This window comes from Bacteroides sp. HPS0048 (assembly GCF_964240755.1).
Lineage (GTDB): Bacteria > Bacteroidota > Bacteroidia > Bacteroidales > Bacteroidaceae > Bacteroides > Bacteroides nordii.
Window position 1 is genome coordinate 265,118 of sequence record NZ_CAXSVC010000003.1, and the last position, 25,247, is coordinate 290,364.

At 37.4% G+C, this 25,247-nt stretch carries 23 protein-coding genes; 18 read left to right on the top strand and 5 right to left on the bottom strand.

What is annotated here, in order from left to right; genetic code table 11:
* From ACESQI_RS03895 to ACESQI_RS03930, 8 genes are all read left to right on the top strand, one after another.
* The gene (locus ACESQI_RS03895) at nucleotides 1-1,797 is read left to right on the top strand and encodes a hypothetical protein (RefSeq protein WP_373125471.1); all 1,797 of its coding nucleotides are present in this window, start codon (nucleotides 1-3) and stop codon (nucleotides 1,795-1,797) included.
* A gap of 137 nt (nucleotides 1,798-1,934) precedes the next feature.
* Entirely contained in the window at nucleotides 1,935-2,276 is a 342-nt protein-coding gene (locus ACESQI_RS03900; RefSeq protein WP_251234988.1) for a hypothetical protein, read from the top strand.
* Nucleotides 2,277-2,295: 19 nt separating this feature from the next.
* Nucleotides 2,296-2,790 (top strand): N-acetylmuramoyl-L-alanine amidase, encoded by a 495-nt coding sequence (locus ACESQI_RS03905; RefSeq protein ID WP_373125472.1) that lies wholly within the window; start codon nucleotides 2,296-2,298, stop codon nucleotides 2,788-2,790.
* Nucleotides 2,787-3,239: a DUF6808 domain-containing protein gene (locus ACESQI_RS03910; RefSeq protein ID WP_373125473.1), complete on the top strand. Its 453-nt coding sequence runs from the start codon at nucleotides 2,787-2,789 to the stop codon at nucleotides 3,237-3,239. The genes ACESQI_RS03905 and ACESQI_RS03910 overlap by 4 nt, the downstream gene beginning before the upstream one ends.
* A gap of 304 nt (nucleotides 3,240-3,543) precedes the next feature.
* Nucleotides 3,544-4,593, top strand: a complete 1,050-nt coding sequence (locus ACESQI_RS03915; RefSeq protein ID WP_373125474.1) for a hypothetical protein — start codon at nucleotides 3,544-3,546, stop codon at nucleotides 4,591-4,593.
* 23 nt (nucleotides 4,594-4,616) lie between these two features.
* Nucleotides 4,617-5,387: a hypothetical protein gene (locus ACESQI_RS03920; RefSeq protein ID WP_373125475.1), complete on the top strand. Its 771-nt coding sequence runs from the start codon at nucleotides 4,617-4,619 to the stop codon at nucleotides 5,385-5,387.
* A 42-nt stretch (nucleotides 5,388-5,429) separates the two neighbouring features.
* Entirely contained in the window at nucleotides 5,430-6,722 is a 1,293-nt protein-coding gene (locus tag ACESQI_RS03925) for a T9SS type A sorting domain-containing protein (protein ID WP_373125476.1), read from the top strand.
* 27 nt (nucleotides 6,723-6,749) lie between these two features.
* Nucleotides 6,750-7,937 carry a hypothetical protein gene (locus ACESQI_RS03930; RefSeq protein WP_373125477.1) on the top strand — a complete coding sequence of 396 codons (1,188 nt, stop codon included), beginning with the start codon at nucleotides 6,750-6,752 and terminating at the stop codon, nucleotides 7,935-7,937.
* 31 nt (nucleotides 7,938-7,968) lie between these two features.
* On the opposite strand, the gene ACESQI_RS03935 is transcribed toward ACESQI_RS03930, so the two are convergent.
* The gene (locus tag ACESQI_RS03935; protein WP_373125478.1) at nucleotides 7,969-8,172 is read right to left on the bottom strand and encodes a hypothetical protein; all 204 of its coding nucleotides are present in this window, start codon (nucleotides 8,170-8,172) and stop codon (nucleotides 7,969-7,971) included.
* A gap of 285 nt (nucleotides 8,173-8,457) precedes the next feature.
* Between ACESQI_RS03935 and ACESQI_RS03940 the strand changes: the two genes are divergently transcribed.
* From ACESQI_RS03940 to ACESQI_RS03960, 5 genes are all read left to right on the top strand, one after another.
* Nucleotides 8,458-9,189 carry a TIGR02757 family protein gene (locus ACESQI_RS03940; protein WP_195660392.1) on the top strand — a complete coding sequence of 244 codons (732 nt, stop codon included), beginning with the start codon at nucleotides 8,458-8,460 and terminating at the stop codon, nucleotides 9,187-9,189.
* Nucleotides 9,190-9,315: 126 nt separating this feature from the next.
* Nucleotides 9,316-10,797: a proline--tRNA ligase gene (proS, locus tag ACESQI_RS03945; protein WP_002560139.1), complete on the top strand. Its 1,482-nt coding sequence runs from the start codon at nucleotides 9,316-9,318 to the stop codon at nucleotides 10,795-10,797.
* Nucleotides 10,798-11,041: 244 nt separating this feature from the next.
* Entirely contained in the window at nucleotides 11,042-11,719 is a 678-nt protein-coding gene (locus ACESQI_RS03950) for a response regulator transcription factor (protein ID WP_002560140.1), read from the top strand.
* Nucleotides 11,720-11,721: 2 nt separating this feature from the next.
* On the top strand, nucleotides 11,722-12,996 hold the full coding sequence (locus tag ACESQI_RS03955; RefSeq protein WP_007485696.1) for a HAMP domain-containing sensor histidine kinase: 1,275 nt from the start codon (nucleotides 11,722-11,724) through the stop codon (nucleotides 12,994-12,996).
* A 12-nt stretch (nucleotides 12,997-13,008) separates the two neighbouring features.
* A complete protein-coding gene (locus ACESQI_RS03960; protein WP_234130546.1) occupies nucleotides 13,009-13,776 on the top strand; it encodes a DUF5131 family protein in 768 nt (255 codons plus the stop codon).
* Nucleotides 13,777-13,817: 41 nt separating this feature from the next.
* Here the strand turns inward: ACESQI_RS03960 and ACESQI_RS03965 are convergent, their stop codons facing one another.
* Nucleotides 13,818-15,104: a nucleoside hydrolase-like domain-containing protein gene (locus tag ACESQI_RS03965; RefSeq protein WP_195660381.1), complete on the bottom strand. Its 1,287-nt coding sequence runs from the start codon at nucleotides 15,102-15,104 to the stop codon at nucleotides 13,818-13,820.
* 155 nt (nucleotides 15,105-15,259) lie between these two features.
* Here ACESQI_RS03965 and ACESQI_RS03970 point away from each other — a divergent pair, with 155 nt between their 5' ends.
* From ACESQI_RS03970 to ACESQI_RS03980, 3 genes are all read left to right on the top strand, one after another.
* Nucleotides 15,260-15,697 carry a PepSY-like domain-containing protein gene (locus ACESQI_RS03970; RefSeq protein WP_002560144.1) on the top strand — a complete coding sequence of 146 codons (438 nt, stop codon included), beginning with the start codon at nucleotides 15,260-15,262 and terminating at the stop codon, nucleotides 15,695-15,697.
* Between the two features lie 15 nt (nucleotides 15,698-15,712).
* Nucleotides 15,713-16,552 (top strand): PepSY-like domain-containing protein, encoded by an 840-nt coding sequence (locus tag ACESQI_RS03975; protein ID WP_195660383.1) that lies wholly within the window; start codon nucleotides 15,713-15,715, stop codon nucleotides 16,550-16,552.
* Between the two features lie 948 nt (nucleotides 16,553-17,500).
* Entirely contained in the window at nucleotides 17,501-17,878 is a 378-nt protein-coding gene (locus ACESQI_RS03980) for a YccF domain-containing protein (RefSeq protein ID WP_002560146.1), read from the top strand.
* A 157-nt stretch (nucleotides 17,879-18,035) separates the two neighbouring features.
* On the opposite strand, the gene ACESQI_RS03985 is transcribed toward ACESQI_RS03980, so the two are convergent.
* On the bottom strand, nucleotides 18,036-18,566 hold the full coding sequence (locus ACESQI_RS03985; protein ID WP_002560147.1) for a DJ-1/PfpI family protein: 531 nt from the start codon (nucleotides 18,564-18,566) through the stop codon (nucleotides 18,036-18,038).
* A 165-nt stretch (nucleotides 18,567-18,731) separates the two neighbouring features.
* On the opposite strand from ACESQI_RS03985, the gene ACESQI_RS03990 reads away from it, so the two are divergent.
* Entirely contained in the window at nucleotides 18,732-19,082 is a 351-nt protein-coding gene (locus ACESQI_RS03990; RefSeq protein ID WP_002560148.1) for a helix-turn-helix domain-containing protein, read from the top strand.
* 10 nt (nucleotides 19,083-19,092) lie between these two features.
* Nucleotides 19,093-19,662, top strand: coding sequence for a sugar O-acetyltransferase (locus ACESQI_RS03995; protein WP_002560149.1), 570 nt, complete (start codon nucleotides 19,093-19,095; stop codon nucleotides 19,660-19,662).
* Between the two features lie 12 nt (nucleotides 19,663-19,674).
* Here ACESQI_RS03995 and ACESQI_RS04000 read toward each other — a convergent pair whose 3' ends face one another.
* Both ACESQI_RS04000 and ACESQI_RS04005 read right to left on the bottom strand, forming a co-directional pair.
* Complete coding sequence (locus tag ACESQI_RS04000) at nucleotides 19,675-20,478, bottom strand: MBL fold metallo-hydrolase (protein ID WP_195660384.1); 804 nt, start codon at nucleotides 20,476-20,478, stop codon at nucleotides 19,675-19,677.
* Nucleotides 20,479-20,730: 252 nt separating this feature from the next.
* A complete protein-coding gene (locus ACESQI_RS04005; RefSeq protein WP_195660393.1) occupies nucleotides 20,731-25,137 on the bottom strand; it encodes a translocation/assembly module TamB domain-containing protein in 4,407 nt (1,468 codons plus the stop codon).
* Nucleotides 25,138-25,247 lie beyond the last annotated feature (110 nt).

Here is a 25,247-nt window from a genome sequence, read left to right on the forward strand (position 1 = left end):
ATGGCAATATTATCATCAACAGGCATAGCCGGTTTCCTCTCTTCTGTAAAGGCCACCGGAAAACAGGTATTGAATAATGCGGGAAAACTGATCCCGGAATATGTGGGTGATTTCGTCTCTGGGATATCCGGGTGGATTATCAGGAACAACGGTGAGGCAGAATTTAAGTCTGTGTACGCCCGTGATAAGTTTATCACGAACGAGTTTGTCTATAACCGTATCAAGGTGACAGAAGATGAAGAAATAATTAGCAGTTCAATTAAGATCGCTTCTTATGTTGATAATGGGAATAGTACTTGTACAGTTTATCCGGATTTGCGCGAAGGAGATATAAATCCTTTGGCCAATGATGATTTGCTGGTTGGTTACTATCATAACCCTGCCAATAGCGGAGTTATCTATGCGATTCAGAAGTTTTTAGCCCTTGACGATCCGAATAGCGAAAACCAATCGATAATTCTTGAACCGGTTGGGGATTCTCTTCCTTATCAGCATATGATTATTGTCAGGGTGGGTAACGTACATGATACGGACAGACAATCATTTATCCGAATCTCTTCACGTACCAATTGCCAGTACTTTTATGACGGTATCAATAGTTGGGAAGCTTATGACGATCCGAAATGTGTGAAATGTGTACTCGGGAAGGCTGATATCGGATTGATCCCGGCTTGGGCTGTATCTGTTATAGGCTCAGTAAAACGTTGGTTCGGACTTATAGCCGACGGAGTAATACTTCGTGGCACATTTGTTCTGCAATCAAGTAATAAGACAGTGGAAACAGAGTTAGAAGGAGTTAATACTACCATAACTGATATAGAAACAAGATTCGAGGTCAAAGAAGGGCAGATCGCTGCATCTGTGAAACAGGCTGAGAAATATGCTACATCTGCTTCTGATAATGCCGGCTTTGCAGACGAAGCGGCAAATGCAGCAACGGGAATATTGAATACCGTTAAAGAAAGGGAAGCCTCTATCAATATTACTGCACAGGGAATTGAAAGCAAGGTTGGAGAGATCGAAACACAGGTTGATGCGGCTACCGGTATCTTACAGAATATCTCAGAAAAGGAGACTTCAATCAATCAAACAGCAGAAGGTTTTCAGAGTACAGTTTCAGAGACAACCAAGAATGCTGTTGATGCTGCTGTCTCTGGTGCTGATGCAGCGATTGAAGAAAAGGTAAGTACGCAGGTCACACAGTCAGCCCGTGAGTGGAAAGTGGAGGTAATGGGAGCTGATGCGGAAGGTAATCCGAATAAGATTTTAGCCGCTATAAACGCCAGTAAAGAAGGTATCAAGATTGAAGGGGATAGGGTTGAGATAACCGGAACTCTTTTAGCTCAAATCATTGAGGCTACCGGACTTAATATCAATGGTAATTTTATAGTAGATAAGGATGGAAAGATAAAGGCTGTTGACGGTGAGTTTATCGGTAAAGTGGAAACGTCTAAGGATGGCAAACGAGTAATCATAAGTCCAGATACCTCGTCTCTGTTAATGGTTGATTCTTTGGGTAATAAAGCTTTGGAGATCAGGTTCCCTACTTGGGCATCCGGTTCTACTTCGGCCTTCGGCTCTTATATTACGATTAAATCTCATAGGACTGCGATGCAGGTGGGAGAATCCCTCCCGTGGGATTCCACCATAGTAATCAGTGACGAAGAAATATCAATGGAAGGGACATATAATGAATATGGAGTATCAGGAACAGTAAAAAGGAAGGTTTCTATTAACCCATATGGGATAAGTTTTTATAAAAATGGCTCTCTAAAAAAAACATATAATAATGAGTAGAGATAACTATGAGAGCTGAAAAACCGCCCTACTTTCACAAGCAGGGCGGATCATTAACAAAATTACGAGGGAATCCTTATCGGACACCCTCATCGCTCCGACAAAGATAGTATTAATAAATTTATAAACAATAAAAGATGGGATTAAATGACTGGCTGGCAATCATCGGTGCTTTGGGTGGATTGGAAGCGATTAAATGGGGTGTAAATTTTTACATGAATCGCAAAACGAACGCCCGGATAGAGGATGCCAACGCGGATAGTGCTGAATTCAAGACTTTAAGAGAGTATAATGAGTTTTTGCAAAAACAACTGTCGGATAAAGAAGAGCGATTTGTCGAGCAAACAAATAGGTTGAGAATCGTACAAGATGAACTCTTTGTAGCAAAGGAGGACATCTCTAACTTGAAATTAGAGCTTGCTTTAAAGCGATGTGAGAAGAAAAGATGTGGTGATCGTGAGCCGCAAAATGGTTATTAGAACATAAAGGAGGGACAGCATGAAAACAATTGATTCTATTATCATCCATTGTTCGGCCACACGTGCCGGGCAGGACCTACGTGCAAAAGACATTGACCGTATGCACAGACAAAGAGGTTTTTCCCAGATCGGTTATAACTTCGTAATTGATCTCGACGGTACTGTAGAGAACGGTCGCCCACTCTCTATTGATGGTGCACACTGCAATACGAAAGGATTCTCCGGGGTGTCATACAACAAACACTCAATCGGTATCTGCTACATTGGCGGACTGGATGCAAACGGACATCCGGCAGACACTCGTACCGAAGCACAAAAGAACTCTCTTCGTGATCTCGTAGCCAAACTATGCAAAGAGTACGATATTGTAGAGTTATTGGGCCATCGGGATACATCTCCTGACCTGAATGGAAATGGCGAGGTAGAACCGGCAGAGTATATCAAAGCTTGCCCGTGTTTTGATGTAAGATCTGAGTTCTCTAATTTCCTTCGTAATACAGTAGTGAAGCCATGAAAGTACTTCCATGGATATTTGTAATTCTATTATTAATTGTTTGTGTGGCGGCTTGGTTCCGTCCACTCAAGCAATTTCCGGCAGAAATCAAGACCGAGACAAAGGTAAAGACGATTGTCAAGGTTGATACGTTATTGATTCCTTCCCCTATGGCGCCTCTATTAATCATTAGATTGACGGATACGATGCATGTAGGTGATACTGTGATTCATCGTGAGCAAGCATACTATGAGGATAGTCTTTACCGGGTATGGATGTCCGGTTATCGGCCGAGATTGGATAGTATGCAGATATTTCCGAGAACTGTGTATCAAACAGTAACAAATGATATTTATCACATCATCACACCGAAAAAGAAACGCTGGGGGATTGGATTACAATCCGGATATGGATATCCGTATGGTTGGTATGTCGGTGCAGGAATTAGTTATAACTTATTTATGTGGTAATTGTTATATATGTGTAGAAGCTTACTTGTAGCGACAAGTGGCATTCCCCGGTTCTTCGGAATCGGGGTTTTTCTTACGAATACACTGTTAAGCTATTATTATTTGCTTAATTTCTTTATGTTTTTTATGTGAAAATAAATTCAAAATTATTTGTTGTTTTTTTGGATTATTTTGTATTTTTCTTTATTTTTGTTTATAGTAATTGCTTTCTCGCTTAGCAAATTATATTTATAAATATGACTTGCTATGATATTTTATTGATTGAGATAATCCTTATTAGTGTTAACATTTTAATTTTATTATTATGAAGAAGATTCTTTATCAATTAGTTGTGTTTATTCTTTCTTTATTGGCAATGAATGCCAGTGCGCAAACTGCAACATCCTTAGAAGTTAATGATACAAGGGATGTAAGTGAATCACCCAATAGTTATGGGGAAAAAGCAATTAGAGCAGACTTGAAGTTCTTAACGACTTCAGGAATAAGTACTGCATATGGATTTACTACGAATCTTACGATTTCTCCTGGATTTAACGGAACGGCTGGGTATATAAGTCAATTAAGTTTTAATAATAATGGTGTTTTTTATAGAAATGGCGATTTTCTATCTTCTTCTTGGAATGGATGGAATAAAATATTAATGAGTGATTTATCAGGAAATGTTAATTTGGAGAAATTAAAAGTAACTGACTCATTTGAATTTGGAAATGAGTTGGATAATACAAATTCCACATTCATAATTCAAGGTCCTAATTCTCCAACAGGTGAAGCAGGGAAGCGAGATATTATTTTTAATTTTAAGTATGCAGGGCAAAGTGGTATAAGAGCGTTTAGAGGTGATGAATGGGGTACTTTTTTACAGTTAATGACTAGCCAGCCTGGGGATGCTACAGGAATGCCGAGGGTGAGAATGCATATTGATCAATATGGAAAAATAGGTGTTGGTACAGTTAATCCATCCAGTGAGTTTGATGTAAATGGTACTATTAGTTCGCATAATTTGCTGACGAGTGGGAGTATTGGAATCGGTACTGCTAACACAGAAGGTTACAAATTAGCTGTTAATGGAGTAATCCGTGCAAAAGAAATCAAGGTAGAGTCCGATTGGGCTGACTTTGTATTTAAGAAAGATTATAAGCTTCCTACTCTGAAAGAAGTTGAGACCCATATCAATGAAAATGGGACTTTACCCGGTATACCAAGTGAGGCAGAGGTTAAAGCCAACGGAGTAAACCTGGCAGAGACAAATGCTTTGTTACTCCAAAAGATAGAGGAACTGACACTTTACATCATTCAACAAGAAAAACGAATGGAGAGTATGGAAGCCGAAATAAAAAGCATTAGAGCAAATTAATATTAACACTTAAAAATATTATTATGAGAAAGAACATTTTAATAACTTCATTTATTCTTATTTTATTTCTATTTGGTAGCCTTGATTTTGCTTTTTCCCAGAATGGAACAGGAGTTGATGGATTGGCTATTGGTTCAGAACAGGATAATACATATTCTGCTTTAGTAATAAATGGTTCTAATCGGCCTTATTTTGAAGATAGTAAACGTGATATTGTTTTTAAATTTAAAGACGCCGGTATGAGTGCGATAAGATCTTACAGAAGTGGATGGTATGGTACATATATGCAGTTTCTAACCAGTCAGGATACCGCCGCAATAGTTCTAAAACCTAGAATGCATATAGATCAATTTGGTAAAGTGGGTATTGGTACAACAGATCCAGCAAATGAGCTTGATGTAAATGGCACTATTAGTTCGCACAATTTGTTGACGAGTGGTAGTATTGGAATCGGTACCACCAATACTGACGGTTACAAATTAGCCGTTAGTGGTATTATCCGTGCAAAAGAGATCAAAGTAGAGTCCGATTGGTCCGACTTCGTTTTTAAGAAGGACTATAAACTTCCAACACTCGGGGAGGTAAAGAAACATATAGAAGAAAAAGGAACTTTACCAGGTGTTCCTAATGAATCAGATGTCAAGGCTAATGGAGTTAGCCTCGGTGAAGTTAATGCTTTATTACTACAAAAAATTGAGGAATTAACTTTATATACTATTCAACAGCAAGATATAATTGAAAATATGAAAAATGAGATAGATAAATTGAAATGTCAATTTAATAGTTTGAAATAGAGAAAAATGTGTTCCTAAATGTTTATTTATTGAGTAATTATTATGACTTATTTTATTGATAATAAAAAATATTTGTTAGGAATAATCTTTCTAATAAATATTTGGTGTGTAAAGATATCAGCTTTTAGAATCGAAATACATGTCGAACCAGAAATACCAACTATACTTACGGGTGCTACATTAAAAGTACAGGCATCTTATACGGCTGTTGCTGTTACAGGAATAAAACAATGGACTTGGAAAATAAATAGAGAGCCAAATGATTTTGAAGATTATGTTGATGATCCATCCAAAGTTGAAATTCAGACATCGTATCAAAGAGATGTGAAAATTCCTGTAAATCGTACTAAAGCAGGAATATATAGAGTTTATATAACTGCTATTAGTATTACTAATGAGACAGAATCAATAGTTTATTTTGTTCCTATTATAGAGTCAGACGGTATTCTTTCTTCTATACGAATGGATGATTATGATATTGATAGTATTATGGAGTTTCAACTTGGGAGTAAAGTCCTTTTTTATGATTGTGCTCGTTTAGAAGCTACTCCAAACGAGAAATCTCGATATGATGGCATTTATAAAGTTCAATGGGATGTTGGACTTGAACATGAGCATGTTTTCAATACAACTTGGGAAATGGCAGATACAAAATATAAAAAGTATTATTCTGAAGGTGGACATCCTGTGTGTGTATATATGGCTAATCCAGGAGAATATACAATTAAATTTAATGTTTGGGGAGGAAAATTTGAATATTTGTTAGGACAGAGAAGAAATCCTTTAAAGGCTGTTACGAATTATTATAATAGTCAAGCTATAAAAAAAGTGAAGGTTGTAGATTGTTCTAAAATCTTGTATTTAAACGAGATTAGTGATTACAAACAAGAGGAAACTTATAAAGAAATTTATCTTGATTTAGTGATAAATAATGGACGACAGTACGATTTTAGATCTTATTCCCTAATAAAGTTAGAAAATGGTTTTCATGTAAAGGAAGGGAGCTCTTTTTCCGCAAAAATAATACCTACGCCACCATTGATATATTGTGATTGTAAAGGAGCTGCCTCAAGTTCTCTAACCAAAAGTGTTAATAAAATGGTGGATTATAATGATTGTTGTACTGTTAATTTGGATTTAACTACAAAAATATTGAACATACGAATCGATAATCCCATTAAATATTTAGAGATATGGTCTTTGAATGGACAAAAAGTTAAGTCATTTGTAGAGGATTTTAATAATATTGATTTGTCTGATTTATTATCTGGATATTATATTTTGAAAATATTTAATGAAAATGGTTTTCTTAGTAAGAAAATTTTAATAAAATAATGTATATATTCGATAGGAGGAAAAGAAATGATACAAAAATATATATTTCTTATAATAGCTTTTACAGGATATTTTATAAATACATATTCTCAAACTTTTAAAGTAACTGGACAAACTGAAGTGTATTCAGGTTCTAATATAACATATAATTATAATTGCTCTGGTGTAACATATGGTACTAATGTAGAATGGAAAGTTGAAAATGGAACATTCCAACCAAGTGGAAAGAAGACTTTATCTGTAAGCTATAGTCATACTCAACCAGTTACAGTGAAATGGGATGAAGATAGTTTTAGAGGGTCGCTACGGTTTCAGGTAAGAGTTTCAGGAGGGATTTATTATTCTGATCCTTTTGATGTCCTTATTCGTAATTTGAAGCGTGTTTATACAATAGTTGAATGTGATGAATTCGACATTGAATCTGACGAAATTTATATTCCGATAGGTCAAAAGGCAATATATACTCTTCGGGCAAAATCCTGGTTTGAAGTGGGGTATGGAGATCCTAATTATGAATTTAAATCATTTTTTTGGACTTTTCCTTCCAGTTCTGGTGGTAGCATATTTATAAGTAATGGAAAAGCGACTTTAATTTGTGGAAATAATGATGGTGAGGGGGACAAAATTAGAATATCTCCTTATGACGAAGATAGACGTGAAACAGGAAAATCTACTTATATTACAATTCGAAGATTTGATAGAACAATTAAAGATAAGTATATTTCTTCCCGTAAAGAATACGATTTTCCCAATTTATATCTTGAAAATGTTTTTTTGATGAAAGATGCAAATGTAACTCTAAATGGTTATAATTCAGTGCACCTTTTACCGGGATTTACTGCTGAGTTAGGAAGTACTGTTAGAATTTACAATGGTACAGCACCTAAAGTTTTGACTCGGGTTACTATAGATGAAGATAATATAGTAGAAAATGAAATAGATATTGATAAGTATTCTGCAAAATTATATCAGAATATTCCTAATCCGGCTTCATTTGTAGCTTCCATACCTTTATTGATACCTGAGATGCGAAAAAGTGCCTATTTACAATTTTACAATATGATGGGAATCTTGGTTATGAAAATACCGATAACTTCTATTGGTCAAAATAGTATTGATGTAAACACTACAGAACTAACCAATGGGGTTTATATGTATTCTCTTATAGTTGATGATTGTTTGATTGATACTAAACGAATGGTAGTTGCAAATTAATAATTAGGGCAGCCCAATAAGCTGCCTTAATTTATTCTTCTTTTTCTTCCATATCTGCCTCTACGTGACTTCCTGGCTTCCAATCTCCAATATCAGGATCAAGACCGTTATCAGTACTGTCTACTACAGCAGGAGTTATATCTGTTTTCAACTCTTGCTTGTTTGTTTCAGTGATTTCTTCACGGCTGCAACCAGTGATTGCTATTATCGTGAAAAGTATTAATGTGTGTTTCATCCGGTGAAGATAAGGTTTATATATTCATTATTATTATCTTTGCTTAAAAATTATATTTTTATGGTACATAAATCAAGGAGATGTGTTTTTACAAAAAAGATATAATGCAAATTTGGTGCAAATTACTTTGCATTATTTTTTAATTATTTGATAATAAATGATTTATATATTGATGAATATGGCTTCCCAAGCTAAGGGTCACGAGTTCGAGTCTCGCTTGCCGCTCCAAATGAAAAGAGCCATAAATCAACCTGATTTATGGCTCTTACTATATCTGTAATAATCATGAATAAAGAACTGAAAGAACATCTTATGTTATTGGCGGAACGATATGAGACTCCGGCCTTTATCACAGAAGATCCGATACAAATACCTCATCGTTATACTTCTCAGGTAGATATTGAAATTTCAGGTCTCGTAACTTCCTGGATAGCTACCGGAAACCGTAAAGCCATTATCAAAAGTGCAGACCGGGTGGATTGTGAACTATTCAGTTGTGCTCCTCATTCTTATATCATGAGTGAAGAGTGGAAAATGTATGCAGGGCAAAAGAGAAGTTTTTACCGATATTATTCTTATGATGATTTTTATCTGTTGTGTAGTACCTTACATGCGGTGTATTCTCAAACCCCGACATTGGAAGATTATCTTTATGAGTCCTTTGAAGGATTCTCACCATTACAAAGATTACAATCAGTTTTGGGGCATATCAACGGTATGCCCGCAATACGTAGTACTTCCGAAGCCAAGAAAATGTGTATGTTTCTGCGCTGGATGATTCGTCGGGATTCCTGTGTTGATTTTGGTATCTGGCAGAAGTTTCATCCCCGTGAATTGATTATTCCACTTGATACTCACGTTCATCGTATTTCTACCGATTTGGGCTTGACAAAAAGCCGTAAATGTATCAAAACAGCAAGTGATATTACGAAAGCATTGGCACGTATCTGGCCCGATGATCCGGTAAAAGGAGATTTTGCTTTGTTCGGTTTTGGAGTGAATGAGCCTGTAAAGTGACAGAAGCCTCGTTATAGCGGCTTTCATTGACAAAAATAATGCAGAAGAATAGGCAGAGTTCAGTCTAATTTCGTATTTTTGCATCCTGTTTTTAATGAATTAAGAAAACTTTAAATAAAAAATATAATGGCAAAAGAACTGAAAGACCTTACCAAACGTAGCGAGAATTACTCGCAATGGTACAATGATTTGGTGGTAAAAGCCGATCTGGCAGAGCAGTCGGCTGTGCGTGGATGTATGGTGATAAAACCTTACGGATACGCTATTTGGGAGAAAATGCAACGTCAGTTGGATGATATGTTTAAAGAAACAGGTCATGTGAATGCTTATTTTCCGTTGTTAATCCCAAAATCTTTCCTTAGCCGCGAAGCCGAACATGTAGAAGGCTTTGCTAAAGAGTGTGCGGTAGTGACTCATTATCGTCTTAAAAATGCAGAAGATGGTTCAGGGGTCGTGGTAGATCCGGCTGCAAAACTTGAAGAGGAGCTGATTATTCGTCCTACTTCAGAAACAATTATTTGGAATACATATAAAAACTGGATACAATCTTATCGTGACCTGCCTATTTTGTGTAATCAATGGGCAAATGTATTCCGTTGGGAAATGCGTACACGTCTTTTCCTGCGTACAGCCGAGTTCTTGTGGCAGGAAGGTCATACAGCACATGCTACCCGTGAAGAAGCGGAAGAAGAAGCAGTCAGAATGTTGAATGTATACTCTGATTTTGCAGAGAAGTATATGGCTGTTCCGGTAGTAAAAGGAGTGAAGTCGGCCAACGAGCGTTTTGCCGGTGCACTCGATACGTATACTATCGAAGCAATGATGCAAGATGGAAAAGCTTTGCAGAGTGGTACTTCTCACTTCTTGGGACAGAACTTCGCCAAAGCATTTGACGTGCAGTTTGTGAATAAAGAGAATAAGATGGAATATGTGTGGGCTACTTCATGGGGCGTTTCTACTCGTCTGATGGGAGCACTTATCATGACTCACTCTGATGATAACGGGTTGGTATTGCCTCCGCATTTGGCTCCTATACAGGTCGTTATAGTACCTATCTATAAAAACGACGAACAGTTGAAGCAGATTGATGCTAAAGTGGCGGGTATTGTTGCCAATTTGAAGTCACTGGGTATTTCTGTGAAGTATGATAATGCCGATAATAAGCGTCCTGGCTTTAAGTTTGCAGATTATGAACTGAAGGGTGTGCCTGTGCGTCTTGTTATGGGGGGACGTGATTTGGAGAACAATACAATGGAAATAATGCGTCGTGATACTTTGGAAAAAGAAACAATTTCTTGTGAAGGTATCGAAGCATATGTTAAGAATCTCCTTGAAGAAATTCAGGCAAATATTTATCAGAAAGCGTTGAAACATCGTGAGTCTATGACAAGAACCGTAGATACTTATGATGAGTTTAAGACAGAAATAGAAAAGGGTGGTTTTATTCTTGCTCACTGGGATGGAACTACTGAAACCGAAGAGAAAATTAAAGAAGAGACGAAAGCGACTATTCGCTGTATTCCATTCGATGGCGATAAAACTCCGGGAAAGTGTATGGTTACAGGTAAGCCTTCTGCATGCCGTGTAATTTTTGCACGCTCTTATTAAGAAGATACTTTATTTTGACGCGAGTGCCGGTTGCAGATCATTGCCAACCGGCATTTCTTTTTTAGTGATAAGCAGGAGTATTTCAGATTTAACTCATACTATGAATCGGTATTTCAATACTATCACTCAATTGGGATACAGTACCTGTATTATGAACTTAAAAATAAAAAAAACGTCGTGATTTCAGCTTTATTTCAGAAACTTCCTCTTTCTTTGTACATATATCTAATAAAAAAGTAATCTTATGAAGATATTGATAGTTGAAGATGAACCTTCATTGCGTGAACTCATCCAACGTTCATTGGAAAAAGAGCGTTATGTGGTAGAGGTGGCTGCCGATTTTAATTCGGCTTTGTGCAAAATAGAAGATTATGATTATGACTGCGTTTTACTGGATATCATGCTTCCGGATGGTAATGGACTTAATCTGCTTGAAAGGCTGAAAGCAATGCACAAACGTGAGAATGTAATTATTATCTCTGCGAAAGATTCTTTGGAAGATAAAGTATTGGGATTGGAATTGGGAGCGGACGATTATTTACCTAAACCCTTTCATCTGGCAGAATTGAATGCTCGTATTAAAAGCGTTATTCGCCGTCAACATCATGATGGAGAGGTGGATATTCGTTTGGGTAATATTCGTATTCTTCCGGACAAGTACCAAGTGCTTATTGATGAAAAAGAAGTTGAACTGAACCGGAAGGAATATGATATTCTATTGTATTTTATCAATCGTCCCGGCAGACTGGTCAATAAGAATACACTTGCCGAATCTGTTTGGGGAGATCATATCGACCAGGTAGATAATTTTGACTTTATCTATGCACAAATAAAGAATCTTCGTAAGAAACTGAAAGATGCCGGAGCCACTGCTGAAATAAAAGCGGTCTATGGATTTGGCTATAAAATGACTGTTGAATAATTATGAAACTGATTTATCGCATCGTTATCCGCATATCCTTACTCCTAACACTTGTTCTGGGTGTTTGGGCCGTGTTTTTTTATATGGCTATGATGGATGAGGTGAACGATGAGGTGGACGATTCTCTGGAAGATTATTCGGAAATAATCATTATTCGTGCGCTTGCCGGAGAGGAATTGCCTTCACAGAATACCGGTTCAAACAATCAATATTATCTTAAAGAAGTTACTGAAGAATATGCGGACAGCCGTGAGGGTATTACCTATAAAGATTCGATGGTTTATATTGTGGAAAAGGATGAAACCGAACCGGCACGTATTCTGACTACAATATTTAAAGATAATGAAAATCGTTTTTATGAATTAACAGTATCTATTCCCAGTATAGAGAAAGAGGATTTGACCGCTGCGATACGTGATTGGATGATATTTCTTTATATCGCTTTGTTGCTTGTAATAATAGTAGTGAATGTGTGGGTATTTCAACAAAATATGAAACCTTTATATGTTTTGTTGCATTGGTTGGATGATTACCGGATAGGAAATAAGAATAAACCTCTGAAGAATGATACGCAGATAACTGAATTTCGGAAACTAAATGAAGCAGCCCTTCGGAATGCAGAGCGTAGTGAACAACTGTTTGAACAACAGAAACAATTTATAGGCAATGCTTCTCATGAAATACAGACTCCGCTTGCCATTTGCCGGAACCGTCTGGAGATGATGATGGAAGATGAATCTCTTTCTGAAACCCAGCTGGAAGAACTGATGAAGACTCACCAGACTTTGGAGCATATTACAAAACTGAATAAATCGCTGTTATTGCTCTCTAAAATAGATAACGGGCAATTTACAGAAACCGTAGCACTGGAACTTAATGAACTTTTAAAGCAGTACATGGATGACTATAAAGAAGTATATGCTTATCGGGATATTCAGACAGAAATAGTTGAAGATGGTATTTTTTGCGTACAAATGAATGAGTCTCTTGCTACTATCCTGATAACTAATCTTTTGAAAAATGCATTCGTTCACAACATAGATGGTGGACATATCCGGATAGAAATAACGCCACACAGCTTTACGTTTCGTAATAGTGGGGTAGGGCAGCCTTTGGACGAAGAGCGTATTTTTGAGCGCTTTTATCAGGGGGCCAAAAAAGAAGGTTCTACAGGACTTGGACTGGCAATCGTTGATTCTATTTGTCGGTTGCAGAATATCGGACTGAGGTATTATTTTGAGAATGGAGAGCATTGTTTTGAAATTTCAGAAAAGTAAAATTAGGTAAATATGATAATGTCAGCAAGCTGGAATCCGTGGCATGGTTGTACTAAAATCAGTGCCGGTTGTAAATATTGTTATGTTTATCGGCAGGATGAAATGTATGGTGCAGATACCAGTAGTCGTGAGGTTCGCAAAACGGCGGATTTTAGCCTGCCAGTGAAGTTAAAACGCGATAAAAGTTATAAGATAGAGTCGGGAAAATTGGTTTATACCTGTTTTACTTCTGACTTCTTTGTGGATGGTGCAGACGAATGGCGGGCAGAAGCATGGGCTATGATACGTGAAAGGGAAGATTTGGACTTTTTTATTTTTACTAAACGTATTGATCGGTTTAAGGTTGGGCTACCCGCTGATTGGGGAAACGGATACAAGAATGTGATTATCGGGTGTACAGTTGAAAATCAGGAGATGGCAGATTATCGCTTACCTATTTTTAAAGAGTTGCCGATACGGCATAAAGTAATTATAGCGGCTCCGCTATTGGAAAATTTGGTTCTCTCACCTTACCTGGACGATACAATTGAGGAAGTAGCAGCAAGTGGTGAATCGGGGAATGATGCCAGAATTTGTGATTATGAATGGATACTCGATATTCGTAAACAGTGTATAGAAAAAGACATTCCTTTCTGTTTCCATCAGACCGGAGCCAAACTGCTTAAAGACGGAAAGTTGTATCGCATTAAACGATATTATCAGATTGCACAGGCATGGAAAGCAGGTATAAATTACAGAATAGGCAGGGATGGTAAACCGGAAAAAAGAGGAATTTTATAAAAAAGACCTCTTTTTAAAAATGATGGATGTTTTCGGTGTCTTTATTCTTTTTTTAGCCACTCCCAACGTTTGCCCCAATCTTCCATAACAGCATTTCTCCATTTGTAGATAGTTTGTGCACCTTGATAATTTTTCCAGAAATACTCGGAAGCACTTTTATCAGTAAACCATTTATTGCCTACAATATAATCAGTATCGCGTATTCTTCCCGGCCAAATGTTTTCTACAGTAATCTCTCCTTCCTGGTTGGGAAATTCAGGAATATTGGAAGTAATTGTATAAGGCAATGTTCCAAGATAATAGGTAGAGTGGCGGACTACATAGTCACCATTGCCAATGTGATAGCCACCCCATTTCTGCTTACCAATAGTTAAAGTTATACAGGCTGAATCAATAGGAATATCATTTCTGACTGGTCCTGCCACATGAAACTCTATGATGGAATACACTTGTACCGTGTCTTTGGCCGTAACCGGACGATAAAAGACGGAACGGGGGCTATGCGTACACAGGTCAAAACTACCACCCCATGATTCTTTAGCGGGGTTGTCAGGATCACCGTCCATCATGTATAGTAATGCAGGTGTATCACCCAATTTGGGGTTACCTTTATAATAGTGTGCAAAATCTTTTCCTAAATATCCGGCATCTTTTATATATGTATCATAATACAAAGCATTGTATTGATCGTTGATTTTACTTTGATAAATAAATCCCCGGTAAGAAGCGTTATTTTCAATAAACCATAAATCGGGGAAATTCTGTACGATGTAGGTATAACTATTTATACTCCATTTCTTGTTGGGACCTCCAATCCAATAAATACGAATTTTACTTTGAATATCAGGTGCATCATGGAGAGCTTGGGCTACGTCCTCCAATCCTCCCCAAACGAGTATATATAAAGGGCGTTTGTTTTCACGACGGGCGCATTGCACAATCCAGTCCGAACCTTCGGTTGCAGAAGCAAAGCCGCAGTATGGAGCAGATCCTCTTCGGCCTTGTTTAGTAATAGAGCGGAGGTATGCGGGAGAGGATAGCCCCTGGATATGTTTCTCCAACGTTGGTAGATCTTTCTCATAAAGGTCTATCATCCGAAGAATTTCTTTTTTGTCTCCATTTCCGAAAGATGGGGAAGAAATAAGACCTTCTGTATCAAATTCATTGTTATACATCAGGAAATGAGCTACTGACTGGTTGTCGTCAGGATCAGTTCCTCCGATATCAGAACTGATAAGAATACGGGGCTTTTGCGGTACAGTCTGTTGAGCTACCAGATTTGTGGCCATTATAAATAGAAGAAGAGACAAGACTAATTTTTCTCTCATGTAGAAATGTTTTTTGTTAGACTTTACAAATATAATATATTAAGATCGCTTTTTATTTCATTTTTTCTCAGATTTCAAAATCTTTTCAGTTTCTCTTCTCATCTTTGTATCATAATTAAATATTCAAAGAAAAAAACAGTATAAAAAAAATGATTATGAAAAAGTTACTTCTTTTATTTGTGTGCCTGTTTACTATTCAATCTGTTGTAAGGGCAAATGATGATAAACCTATTAAGGTAGACCAGTTACCACAACCGGCTCAACAGTTTGTAAAATCGCACTTTGGCGACAGCAAGGTTGCTATGGCTAAAATGGAAACCGATTGGTTTGATAAGAGTTATGATGTCATTTTTACTGATGGCAATAAAGTAGAGTTTGATAAACAAGGAAATTGGAAAGAGGTGAATTGCAAGTACAGTGCTGTCCCTGTGAGTGTTATTCCTGCGGCTATTCGTAAGTATATCTCAGAGAACTATCCCGACGTTAAAGTGTTGAAGATAGAGCGTGACAAAAAAGAGTATGAAGTAAAGCTCTCTAATAAGTGGGAATTGAAGTTTGACCTGCAATTTAACCTGATTGATATTGATAATTAAAAAAGATAGAGAATAATGAAGACGAGATTTTATTCTATACTAATGGCGGTTGCCTGTATTATAGGTTTGCAAAGTTGTGATAATGATGATGATAACTTGAGAGTATCTCCCGAACTTCAGAAAGCATTCCTGGAGAAATATCCTGCTGCTACTCGCGTAGAATGGGAAACAAAAGCCGGTTATTATGTTGCCGATTTTTATGATAATGCCAGTGAAGCTTCTGCCTGGTTCACTCCGGCAGGTGTGTGGTGCATGACAGAAACGGATGTTTTGTATGTAGGTTTGCCCGAAGCTGTGAAAGCGGCGTTTGAACAGGGAGATTATAGCACTTGGACTGTTGACGACGTTGATAAGTTGGAACGCCGGGATATGGAAACAGTATATGTCATTGAGGTTGAGAAGAAACCACAGGAAATGGATTTGTACTATTCTGCTGAAGGGCTTTTGATAAAAGCGGTTGCAGATACGGATCATGATGACGACTATGAAAGTCATTTACCGATACAGGCTCCGGAAGCAATTCTTTCTTTCATTAACGATAAATATCCCGATGCCCGGCTGATAGAGATAGAAGTAGAACAGGGCGTGACAGAAGTGGAAATCGTTCACGAGGGGCGTTGTAAGGAGGTTCGGTTTGATAAAACGAACAATTGGATTTCTACTTCATGGGACATTCGCCGAAATGAACTCCCTGCTGTTGTGACACAAGCATTGGCAAACTCTGAATATAGTACGTATACTGTGGATGATGCCGAATATTATGAAGCACCACAAGGAGATTATTATCAGATTGAACTGGAACAAGGAGCGAAAGAGGTAAAAGTGAAAATAGATACGACAGGGAAATTTATCTGATCTCTATTGGACTTAAAGTTATCATAACAGCAATTATAACAGAAAGCGTCTGTTGAAGATCATCGATGTATGAAATAGTAAATAAGACGTAAGTTGCTGAATGACAACGTAATTAATAATGCATTCTTTATGTTGTAAAAGTACGTATTTAAGTGTATCTTAAAAACGTACTTTTCTTGTATATGAGTACGTACTTTTATACCTGAGAAGTACGTACTTTTGCCGGGCTAAAAAAGTAGGGTAAGACAAACTGTTAAGACAGTTAATGAGGAAGTGGAATGAAATAGAAATGGTTTACATAGTACTAAAAATATTTATTTTTTAGTACAAAAAGAAGGGATCGCTTTTGCTTTTCTATATACCTCTTGTCAAGTCTTATAAACATTCCATTTGTTGCTCTACGAGGAACGCCTCGTTTCTCGTAGAGTTTCGACCCGATCTCCGTAGAGTTTCGATACGTTTCTCGTAGAGGAAAATTACACCATGTTAACTTGTTTATAATCAGCTTATTAGTTGGATTAATTATTGTGCACTTTTATTACTATAAACTATCTGTATTTTACAAAAGAAAGTGTTTTTTTATGTTTTAAAATTATTACATAAGAGATATCCTCATACCTCTAATATTTATAAATTCTTAGCCTGTTTAAATTGTATCAAAACCGATCGGAAATGAGTAAAACCCACCACAGAGTAACACAGAGTTCCACAGAGTACTATTTATCTGATGAAACGCGGATTAACACAGATAAATACAGATTAAAAGACTGTATTTCTTTATCTTAGATTTGTTTCCCTTTGCGAAAATCTGCGTTCATCTGCGTTTCAATAAAGATTTAAACTCTGTGGAACTCCGTGTTACTCTGTGGTGAAATACACTCAAAACCATACAAAAATTCACAAGATTGTTTTATCTTTGTATCCATAGATAATTAAATTTTTGGAAATATGAATTTACTCATGAACATACTATGGCTTCTATTGGGAGGCATATTCACAGCTGTCGAATATCTGATAGCCAGTTTCTTGATGATGATAACTATTATTGGTATTCCTTTCGGACTTCAGACCCTGAAGATGGCTTTGCTGGCATTATATCCATTTGGAAAGGAGGTGAGGAGTTGCCCAGATTCGGGTGGTTGTCTCAGTATATTAATGAATATTCTCTGGATATTTTTAGGAGGTATCTGGATAAGCCTTTCACATCTGGTATTCGGGGTGTTGCTGAGTATCACAATTATCGGATTGCCTTTCGGTATACAACACTTTAAGCTGGCTGGACTTGCATTAACGCCGTTTGGGAAGGAAATTGTAGATAAGAGATAATGTTTTGCAAAACCTGATCTATTTCAAGATAGTTTTTTTGAAACGCAGGATAAACACAGGTTATCGCAGATTAAATCTGATTTTTGCGATAATCTGTGTTTTAATGCTAAGTTGATTTGCTTCTACAATATTTCTTATATAGAACCGGAATAGGTTTCTATTTTTTGAGAACTTCTATTATTTTAGGCATCATTGTCCAGATCGTATTTTCATCCTGTGCAGTATAGAAGTTTCCATCAATTTCTGATTTCTCATCTGTAGCTGTTCCATTTTGTATAGCTGGTTTTGCCAGAGGATGTACTGCTATTTTTTTACCGTTAGTGATTCCTGTAAAATCAAACATCATTGCGGCAGCACAGTGTCCAATCATTAGCTTTCCTTTGTTTCCGAAAGTTTTAATCACTTCCATTAAATCAAGATTATATTGCTTGTCTGCATTGTCCTTAAATACCGGAATTGCATCTCCACAGGCGAATGCCAATGCGTCATATTCATCCTCATGTCCTTTCAGATTACTTATCACATCGTCTGTAAGTAAAGTTATGCCTGAATTGGTTTTAATCTCTTTCGTTTCTGCCACTGCATACACTTTGTATGAAATATGATTCTCAAAAAATGCTTCCAAATACTGGAATAAACCAAATCCGTTGACCGGATTTACTGCTAAAACTGCAACTTTCTTTGCCATAACATTAATTATAAAGTGAAACAATAGTTATTTTTAGTAAGTTTATTACTTTTGTACCGCAAAGATAGATTTACTAATTCATATAAACAAGAACGTACCTCAGGATAAGGGACTTACATAGAAGTAACTATTGTTGAGCATCAGTGGAATAGAATAAATAAAAAAATGGAAAATTTTCATCCTACAGGAAATTGCCCCGTACGGGACGTGTTGAGCAGATTAGGTGATAAATGGTCAATGCTCGTGTTAATCACATTAAATGCAAATGGAGTGATGCGTTTCAGTGATATTCATAAAACGATTGAGGATGTATCTCAACGTATGCTTACTGTAACTCTTCGTACACTTGAAGCTGACGGATTGGTGGCAAGAAAGATATATGCCGAAGTACCTCCACGGGTGGAATATTGTTTAACCAAGACAGGACATAGCCTGATTCCTCATATTGAAGCTTTGGTAGGTTGGGCGTTGGAGAACATGCCTGTCATTTTGAAAAACAGAGAAACTAAATCATAAAACAACTATTATGAAAACAGAAAAAGAAAAAATGCTGTCAGGGGAAATATATGATTTTACTGATACAGAACTGATTACCCGTTGGCACAAAGCAAAACAACTGCAAAGAGAATATGCTACAACTGACACAACAGATCAGGAGAAATTGGATGCTATTTTAAATGAATTACTTGGTTCACATGGAAAGAATGTGTGGATCACCGCTCCTTTTTTTGTAGATTATGGTGAGAATATTCATTTAGGGAATAATGTTGAAATAAATATGAATTGTGTTTTCCTCGATTGTAACCGTATTACCATCGGTGATAATTGTGGTATTGCTCCGGGAGTGCATATTTATACTGTATTTCATCCGGTAAATCCAATGGAACGGCTTTCTGAAAACAGTGCTTACTGGAATTCTTTGACGGCTCCTGTCACTCTGGGTAATAATGTCTGGATTGGCGGTGGTTCTATTATATTGCCTGGGGTGACTATCGGTGATAATACCACCATCGGAGCTGGTAGTGTGGTGACTAAAGATATTCCGGCTAATTGTCTTGCAGTGGGGAATCCTTGTCGCGTAGTAAGACAATTATAGGATACATCTGTTTTATAATGTAATAATTTCCAGATCATCAGGGACAAATATATTGCCTTTAAATAGCCTGGAAGCTTCCCGGCTATATTTATGTTTCCGTTCTTTTATGTTTTCGTCTTCTGTATGATAGAGCAATAGATTTTTTACATTTAATTCTTCTGCCAATCTTCCGGCATCAAGTGCTGTACTGTGATGTTTTTCATATGGTTTGAATCTTTCTTTGTCTGCATAAAGACAAAACGCTTCACAAAGTAACCAATCGCAATGTGCTACATATCTGTGGCTTTTTTCGTTGTAAGGTTCGTCACCCAGGCAGACCAATGTTTTTTGGTTGGGTAGGATAGCCTGAAACCCAAATTGTTTCATCTTAGTGGAAGCAATATCGAAAAAAGAGAGTTTTATATTGGCGATTTCTGCTTTGTCTCCATCCTTAACTTCCTGTATAAGAATCCGTTTTCCAATGGGAAGCATTATTTTCTGTGGGAGAGTCAGACGGCAAATAGTAAGCAATGTTTCTTTCACTTCATCGTGGCAATAGATAGTCAAAGTGCCCTCATACTTACCATTGTTTATCATCATTGCTATATTGCGTACCATCCACACCATACCGAATAAGTGATCAGTATGAGCATGAGTGATGAACATATGATGAATGTCAGTACAAGCAATATTTGCTTTTTTAAGTTGAGTGAAGATGCCGTTGCCACCACCGGCATCTACTAAAAAGTACTCTTTTCCTGATTTTAGAGCGAAACAGGTATTATAGCATTCTATTGCCATTGCATTTCCTGTACCCAGCATTATGAGTTGAGTCATTGTATTACTATCTTTTCATTTGTTTTCGTGTTACAAAGATAGTATTTATTCAGATTTTTGCGGCAATTTTTCCTTTCTACCGGAATGTTATGGTGTGTTCTTACTCTTTTATTACTACGCGCTGAAATTGATCTTCAATATAAATTGTAGCCTGATTACTGCTGAATTTGAGCAATATATATTCCGGACCTTTCACTCCTTGCGGGAAGAATTTGATAAACCAACTCTGCCAGTATTATCCGGAATGCTTGTTTATTTTTCCGGTCGTTGTCTTTTTGTTTTTGATTGTGCACTATCTGTTTTTGTAGAATCATTCTTTTGAACTTCTTCCTGCTTCTTCTCCATTTTTCTCTTTAGATTACGAAGCTTCCACTTGTTCCAGAAGAAAAGTTCATTCCATTTACTGAAATCTTTCTTATACATAATGCCGACTCCCTGGGTGGTCAGATTGGTTTTAGTATAATAGCGATCATTCGTTTCATTATATGCTTTCAATCGTACTTCTCCCGAACGGGTCAGTAACCATTCTGCTTCAAAGTCTCCCACAAAGTTGGTATTAGCCATTGGATTATCTCTATATCCAAAATTCCCATTGATAATCAGTCGGTTATTGAGCAATTGACCCGAAAGGATTCCTTCCACTTCCATATCTGTCCAGCCTTTCTCACCGGTACTGAGATTGGTTCCGATGTTCCAGTTGTTATTATCGATAATCTGTGAGAGTACATTGTTCAGTTGGCCGGATAAAGTAGAAGATAATACAGAAGACATCATGTCAGAGCTCTGCCGGTTACCTGTATTATTTTCCATGTAAAACTTACCAATACCTAACAGATAGAGTATCTGCATATTCATTTGTTCATCTGTGCTGATATAATTGCGTACCAGGGCCTGTACTTCATCACGTTCGTTGGGAAGCTCAATACCTAATTTAATAGAGGGACGCAACAGGATGCCAGTAAGATTCATCATACAGTTTACACGGACATTGGGTTGTTGCACAACCACAGATGCATCTGGTATCAAGTCATTTAATGAGGCTGAGGGTACAGTGTAAGAGGCCTGTATATCCAATGTGGCATTAAGTGGCGGTCCATTGAAGGTAATAGTACTTCCGTCTTTGATAATAAAGTCCTTACGTATTACTTCCTGAAGGCTGAATTTATAGATACCCTGTTGAATGTGGTAGTTACCGAACATTTTCACATCTCCTTTATTATAGAACTCTACACGAATATTACCTGAACCCCGTCCACTGATATAATCACCGGCAACAGGATCCATAACAATTTTCATTGTAGCATCTGGTGTGGCATCCACTAATATGTTGAGACGGATGTCTGTCTGTGAATTTTTCTCTTCTTCTTTCTGTTGGGCTTGTTCATAGAATGAAATGATCTGTATCGAATCCTGTATGCTACGTCGTGGGGTTTTGTCTACAAACTTAATAAATTGATTACTGGTGGCCGAGGCAACAGTTCCTGTACTATATGTAAAGTTCGTATTCCGGTTGGTAGTCATTGCTATGTTCGCATCGAGCCCGTCTTGTGCATTACCTGCGAGCAGAGCGTTTCCAGTGGCATATACTGTACCATAGAAGGGGAAATCCGGAGATTCCTGTGTGTTCATTACCAGCATATTGTTGACCTGAATGTCGAATTGATACTTTATATTCTTGAAATGTTCGTAATGGAGATATCCATTCATTCTTCCCTGATGCCCTTCCATATCTGAAATATGGATGTGATCGAATGTGATTCCTTCCGGTGCCAGACGTATCGTGTCTTTTATGGCAAACGAGGTATTAAGTATATCAAATTTCATTGAGGCATCTGTCATTACGGCACCATCGAGATTTAATCCTTTGAATTTACCGTAAAAATGTACTTTTCCTGTAGCTCTTCCTTTAATATCCTGAGCTATAGACCGCATATAATGTTCCAGAAACTTAATATTCAGGTTTTCGGCATCAATGTTTAGATCAAGTCCACTGGTAGGTTTGATAGGGTAGATGAACCCATCTACGTGAACTTTGGAAATATCTTTTTCTTGTATATGGGCATCCAGATAAATACCTTTCTTCTCATTGTCCCAAGCTCCATAAATATCTAAATCACCTAATAACCCTTTGTTCAATGTGAAACTACGGATAGACAGGCGCGTGTTGAGCACCGGCTTCTTCAGTATTCCACTGGCATAAGCCATACCGGTGGCATCTCCTTCAAAATTAACATCGTCTGAAATGCGTGCAATATCAAAAACATAACCGATATTGATATCTTTCAGATTAACTTTTACTGTATCCGCCGGATTGTCGGATACGCGTCCGTTGATTCGGATATAACGGTCCTGATGACTAAAATAGAAATCGTTAACATCAATTTTACCGGAATCCACCACTACTTGCGAAGGATGTACTTCCCAGATGGTATCATTTAAGATAACATCTGTCGGTTTTATGTCTACAATTGCTTTGAGCAAGGGTTTGTCTCCTTCTGTACGTAAGAATTGTGCTGCGGCAGCCAGTTGGCCGCTATATGTAACGGCAGCATTATTTCCCCAATTGATGGTAGTGTTTACAAGATCATCTTTAGCCTGTGCTTCCAGAGATAGGTTTACAGCTCCCTTCTTTTTTTGATTTGTAAAACGAACCCTGACTCTAAACTGGTCGGCAGGGTTCTCGCAAAGTAACAATCCCGATTCTAAGAAATTGTTTTTGTATTGTAGGCGTGGGAAGTATCCTTCCACACGCAAGCGTTTCATTCGGTCATTGACATATCCGTTAATGGTGGAATGGGTGTAAACCTTTAATGGAATATCAAAAATGGTGGATAAGATATCTGTATTATATATATTAATGTCAAAACTGAAATTGTTATCTGTCTCTATCGTTTTTTTAGGAGGAAGAATGAGCGAGGGGATATAACTGCGCAAAATGCCCATTACGCTGGAGGGTAGTGTATGGTACATGAAACGTCCTTTTACATTAGCAGTCAGAAACTCTGAGTTTAGAGTTAGTTGATTAATACCTGTTTGTTGTGTGGCGGACAGATGCATATTTTTCATAAAGAAATTTTTCTCGGGAGCTGTGAATTGCAAACTATCGATGTCTATATTACCGATCATCTGATCGATAGAGCCTCCCTTGAAGTTTGCTTTTACTTTTACGGAGAATGTTGCATCTTCATATTTGGGTGTCAGGTTTAGTTCGTGTGGACGGAAATTGCTAACTGAGGCTGAAAAGTCAAAAGTAGGCACTTTCTCAGTCAGATTAATATCACCATTGATCGCAATAGTAGCGTTTTCGTCATTTAATGCAGCTTTACCATTGAATCCACCACGTTTGTATTCACCATCAAGAGTGATATTTTCATATTTATAATTACTATATTCAATAGCAGCTACTAAACCTTTCAACACGATGGAAGGGCGCTGTTTTTCATAATGACTGCCTTGTACGTCGAGATTGAAGGTGATTTCTCCTAACTTTTCATTATTCAGTAATTTTCCCAGTTCAAAATCTTTTGTTTTAACGGAACCGGAATAAGCAAACAGCCCCTTTTCTTTGTTAGAACTGAGTTTCAAGTCGGTTTTTACAGAGCCTATGTCTGTATGGAACAGACCGTATGTAACGAGGTCCGTGAAGTATCCGGAAATCTCTCCGTGAAAGGATACATCTCCTAAGCGCTCGAGTACAGGAGGAACTCCATTATAGTTTTTACTTAAATTGCGTACTAAAAAGCCAATGCCGTCACTATTGGCCGAAAGATTAGACATCTTACCAAAGACGAAAGCGTCTTGTGGGTGTGACAAATCTTGCAGAGAAACATCTCCTAACAGATGGAACTGCTTACCGGCTTTTATTTCAAGTTTAGAGCAATTCAATTGGTCTATTGTACCATTAACATCCATATCGAGTTCGATCTGCTCTTTAAAATTGGATAGTGCCGGAACAAACGGAGAAATATCCTTTAATGTGATGTGTGAAGGCAATGTGTGGAAAGAGAATCGTACATTATTGGTAAATTGTTTAAATGCTCCCAAGCTATCGTAATTCAGATGAATAGTATCCATCTTTAAGGAAGTATTGGGCAAATCGATAACAAAATTATCAATAGACATTTCTTTATCATTGGCTACTAACTTCAGACTTAATTTTTTAAGTTCAAATCCGGATTGTTCATCTACGCTCAGCCGCTTGATTGAAGCGTTCACAGAGTCATTTTGCAGCGCTTTCAACGAGATGTTGGCTATAATGTTCTGTAAACGTACATGCTTGGCATTAAACTTTCCCGGAGTCTCTTCTTCAGAAAGTACATCATATGCCAGTTTTCCACGACGAATTAATATGGAATTGATACGCAAGTCGATATTTTTCTCTTTCTTAACAGTATCTTTGGATGCAAATGCGTCAAGGACAAATTTGAAGTTAGGTGGTGAATCCGGAGTTTTTTTGTTTAGATTGATGTTGAAACCAAACAACTGTACACTACTAATAGTTATTTTTCCTTTGAAAAGAGGAAGTATCTCAAACTTGGCAGAAAGACGGGTGACCTTCAACATTTCCTTTCCTGACTGGTCGTCAAGTAATACATCATCGATAATGATACGGTTCAGCAGTCCCATATCTATTCTTCCAATAGTTAATTCGGTACCCATTACACGGGAGAGTTCTTTGGCTACGAATACAGCAAACTTCTGCTGAACAAAAGGTATGTTCAACAAAAGAATGACCCCGATATATACTCCCAGTACAATACCGAGTACCC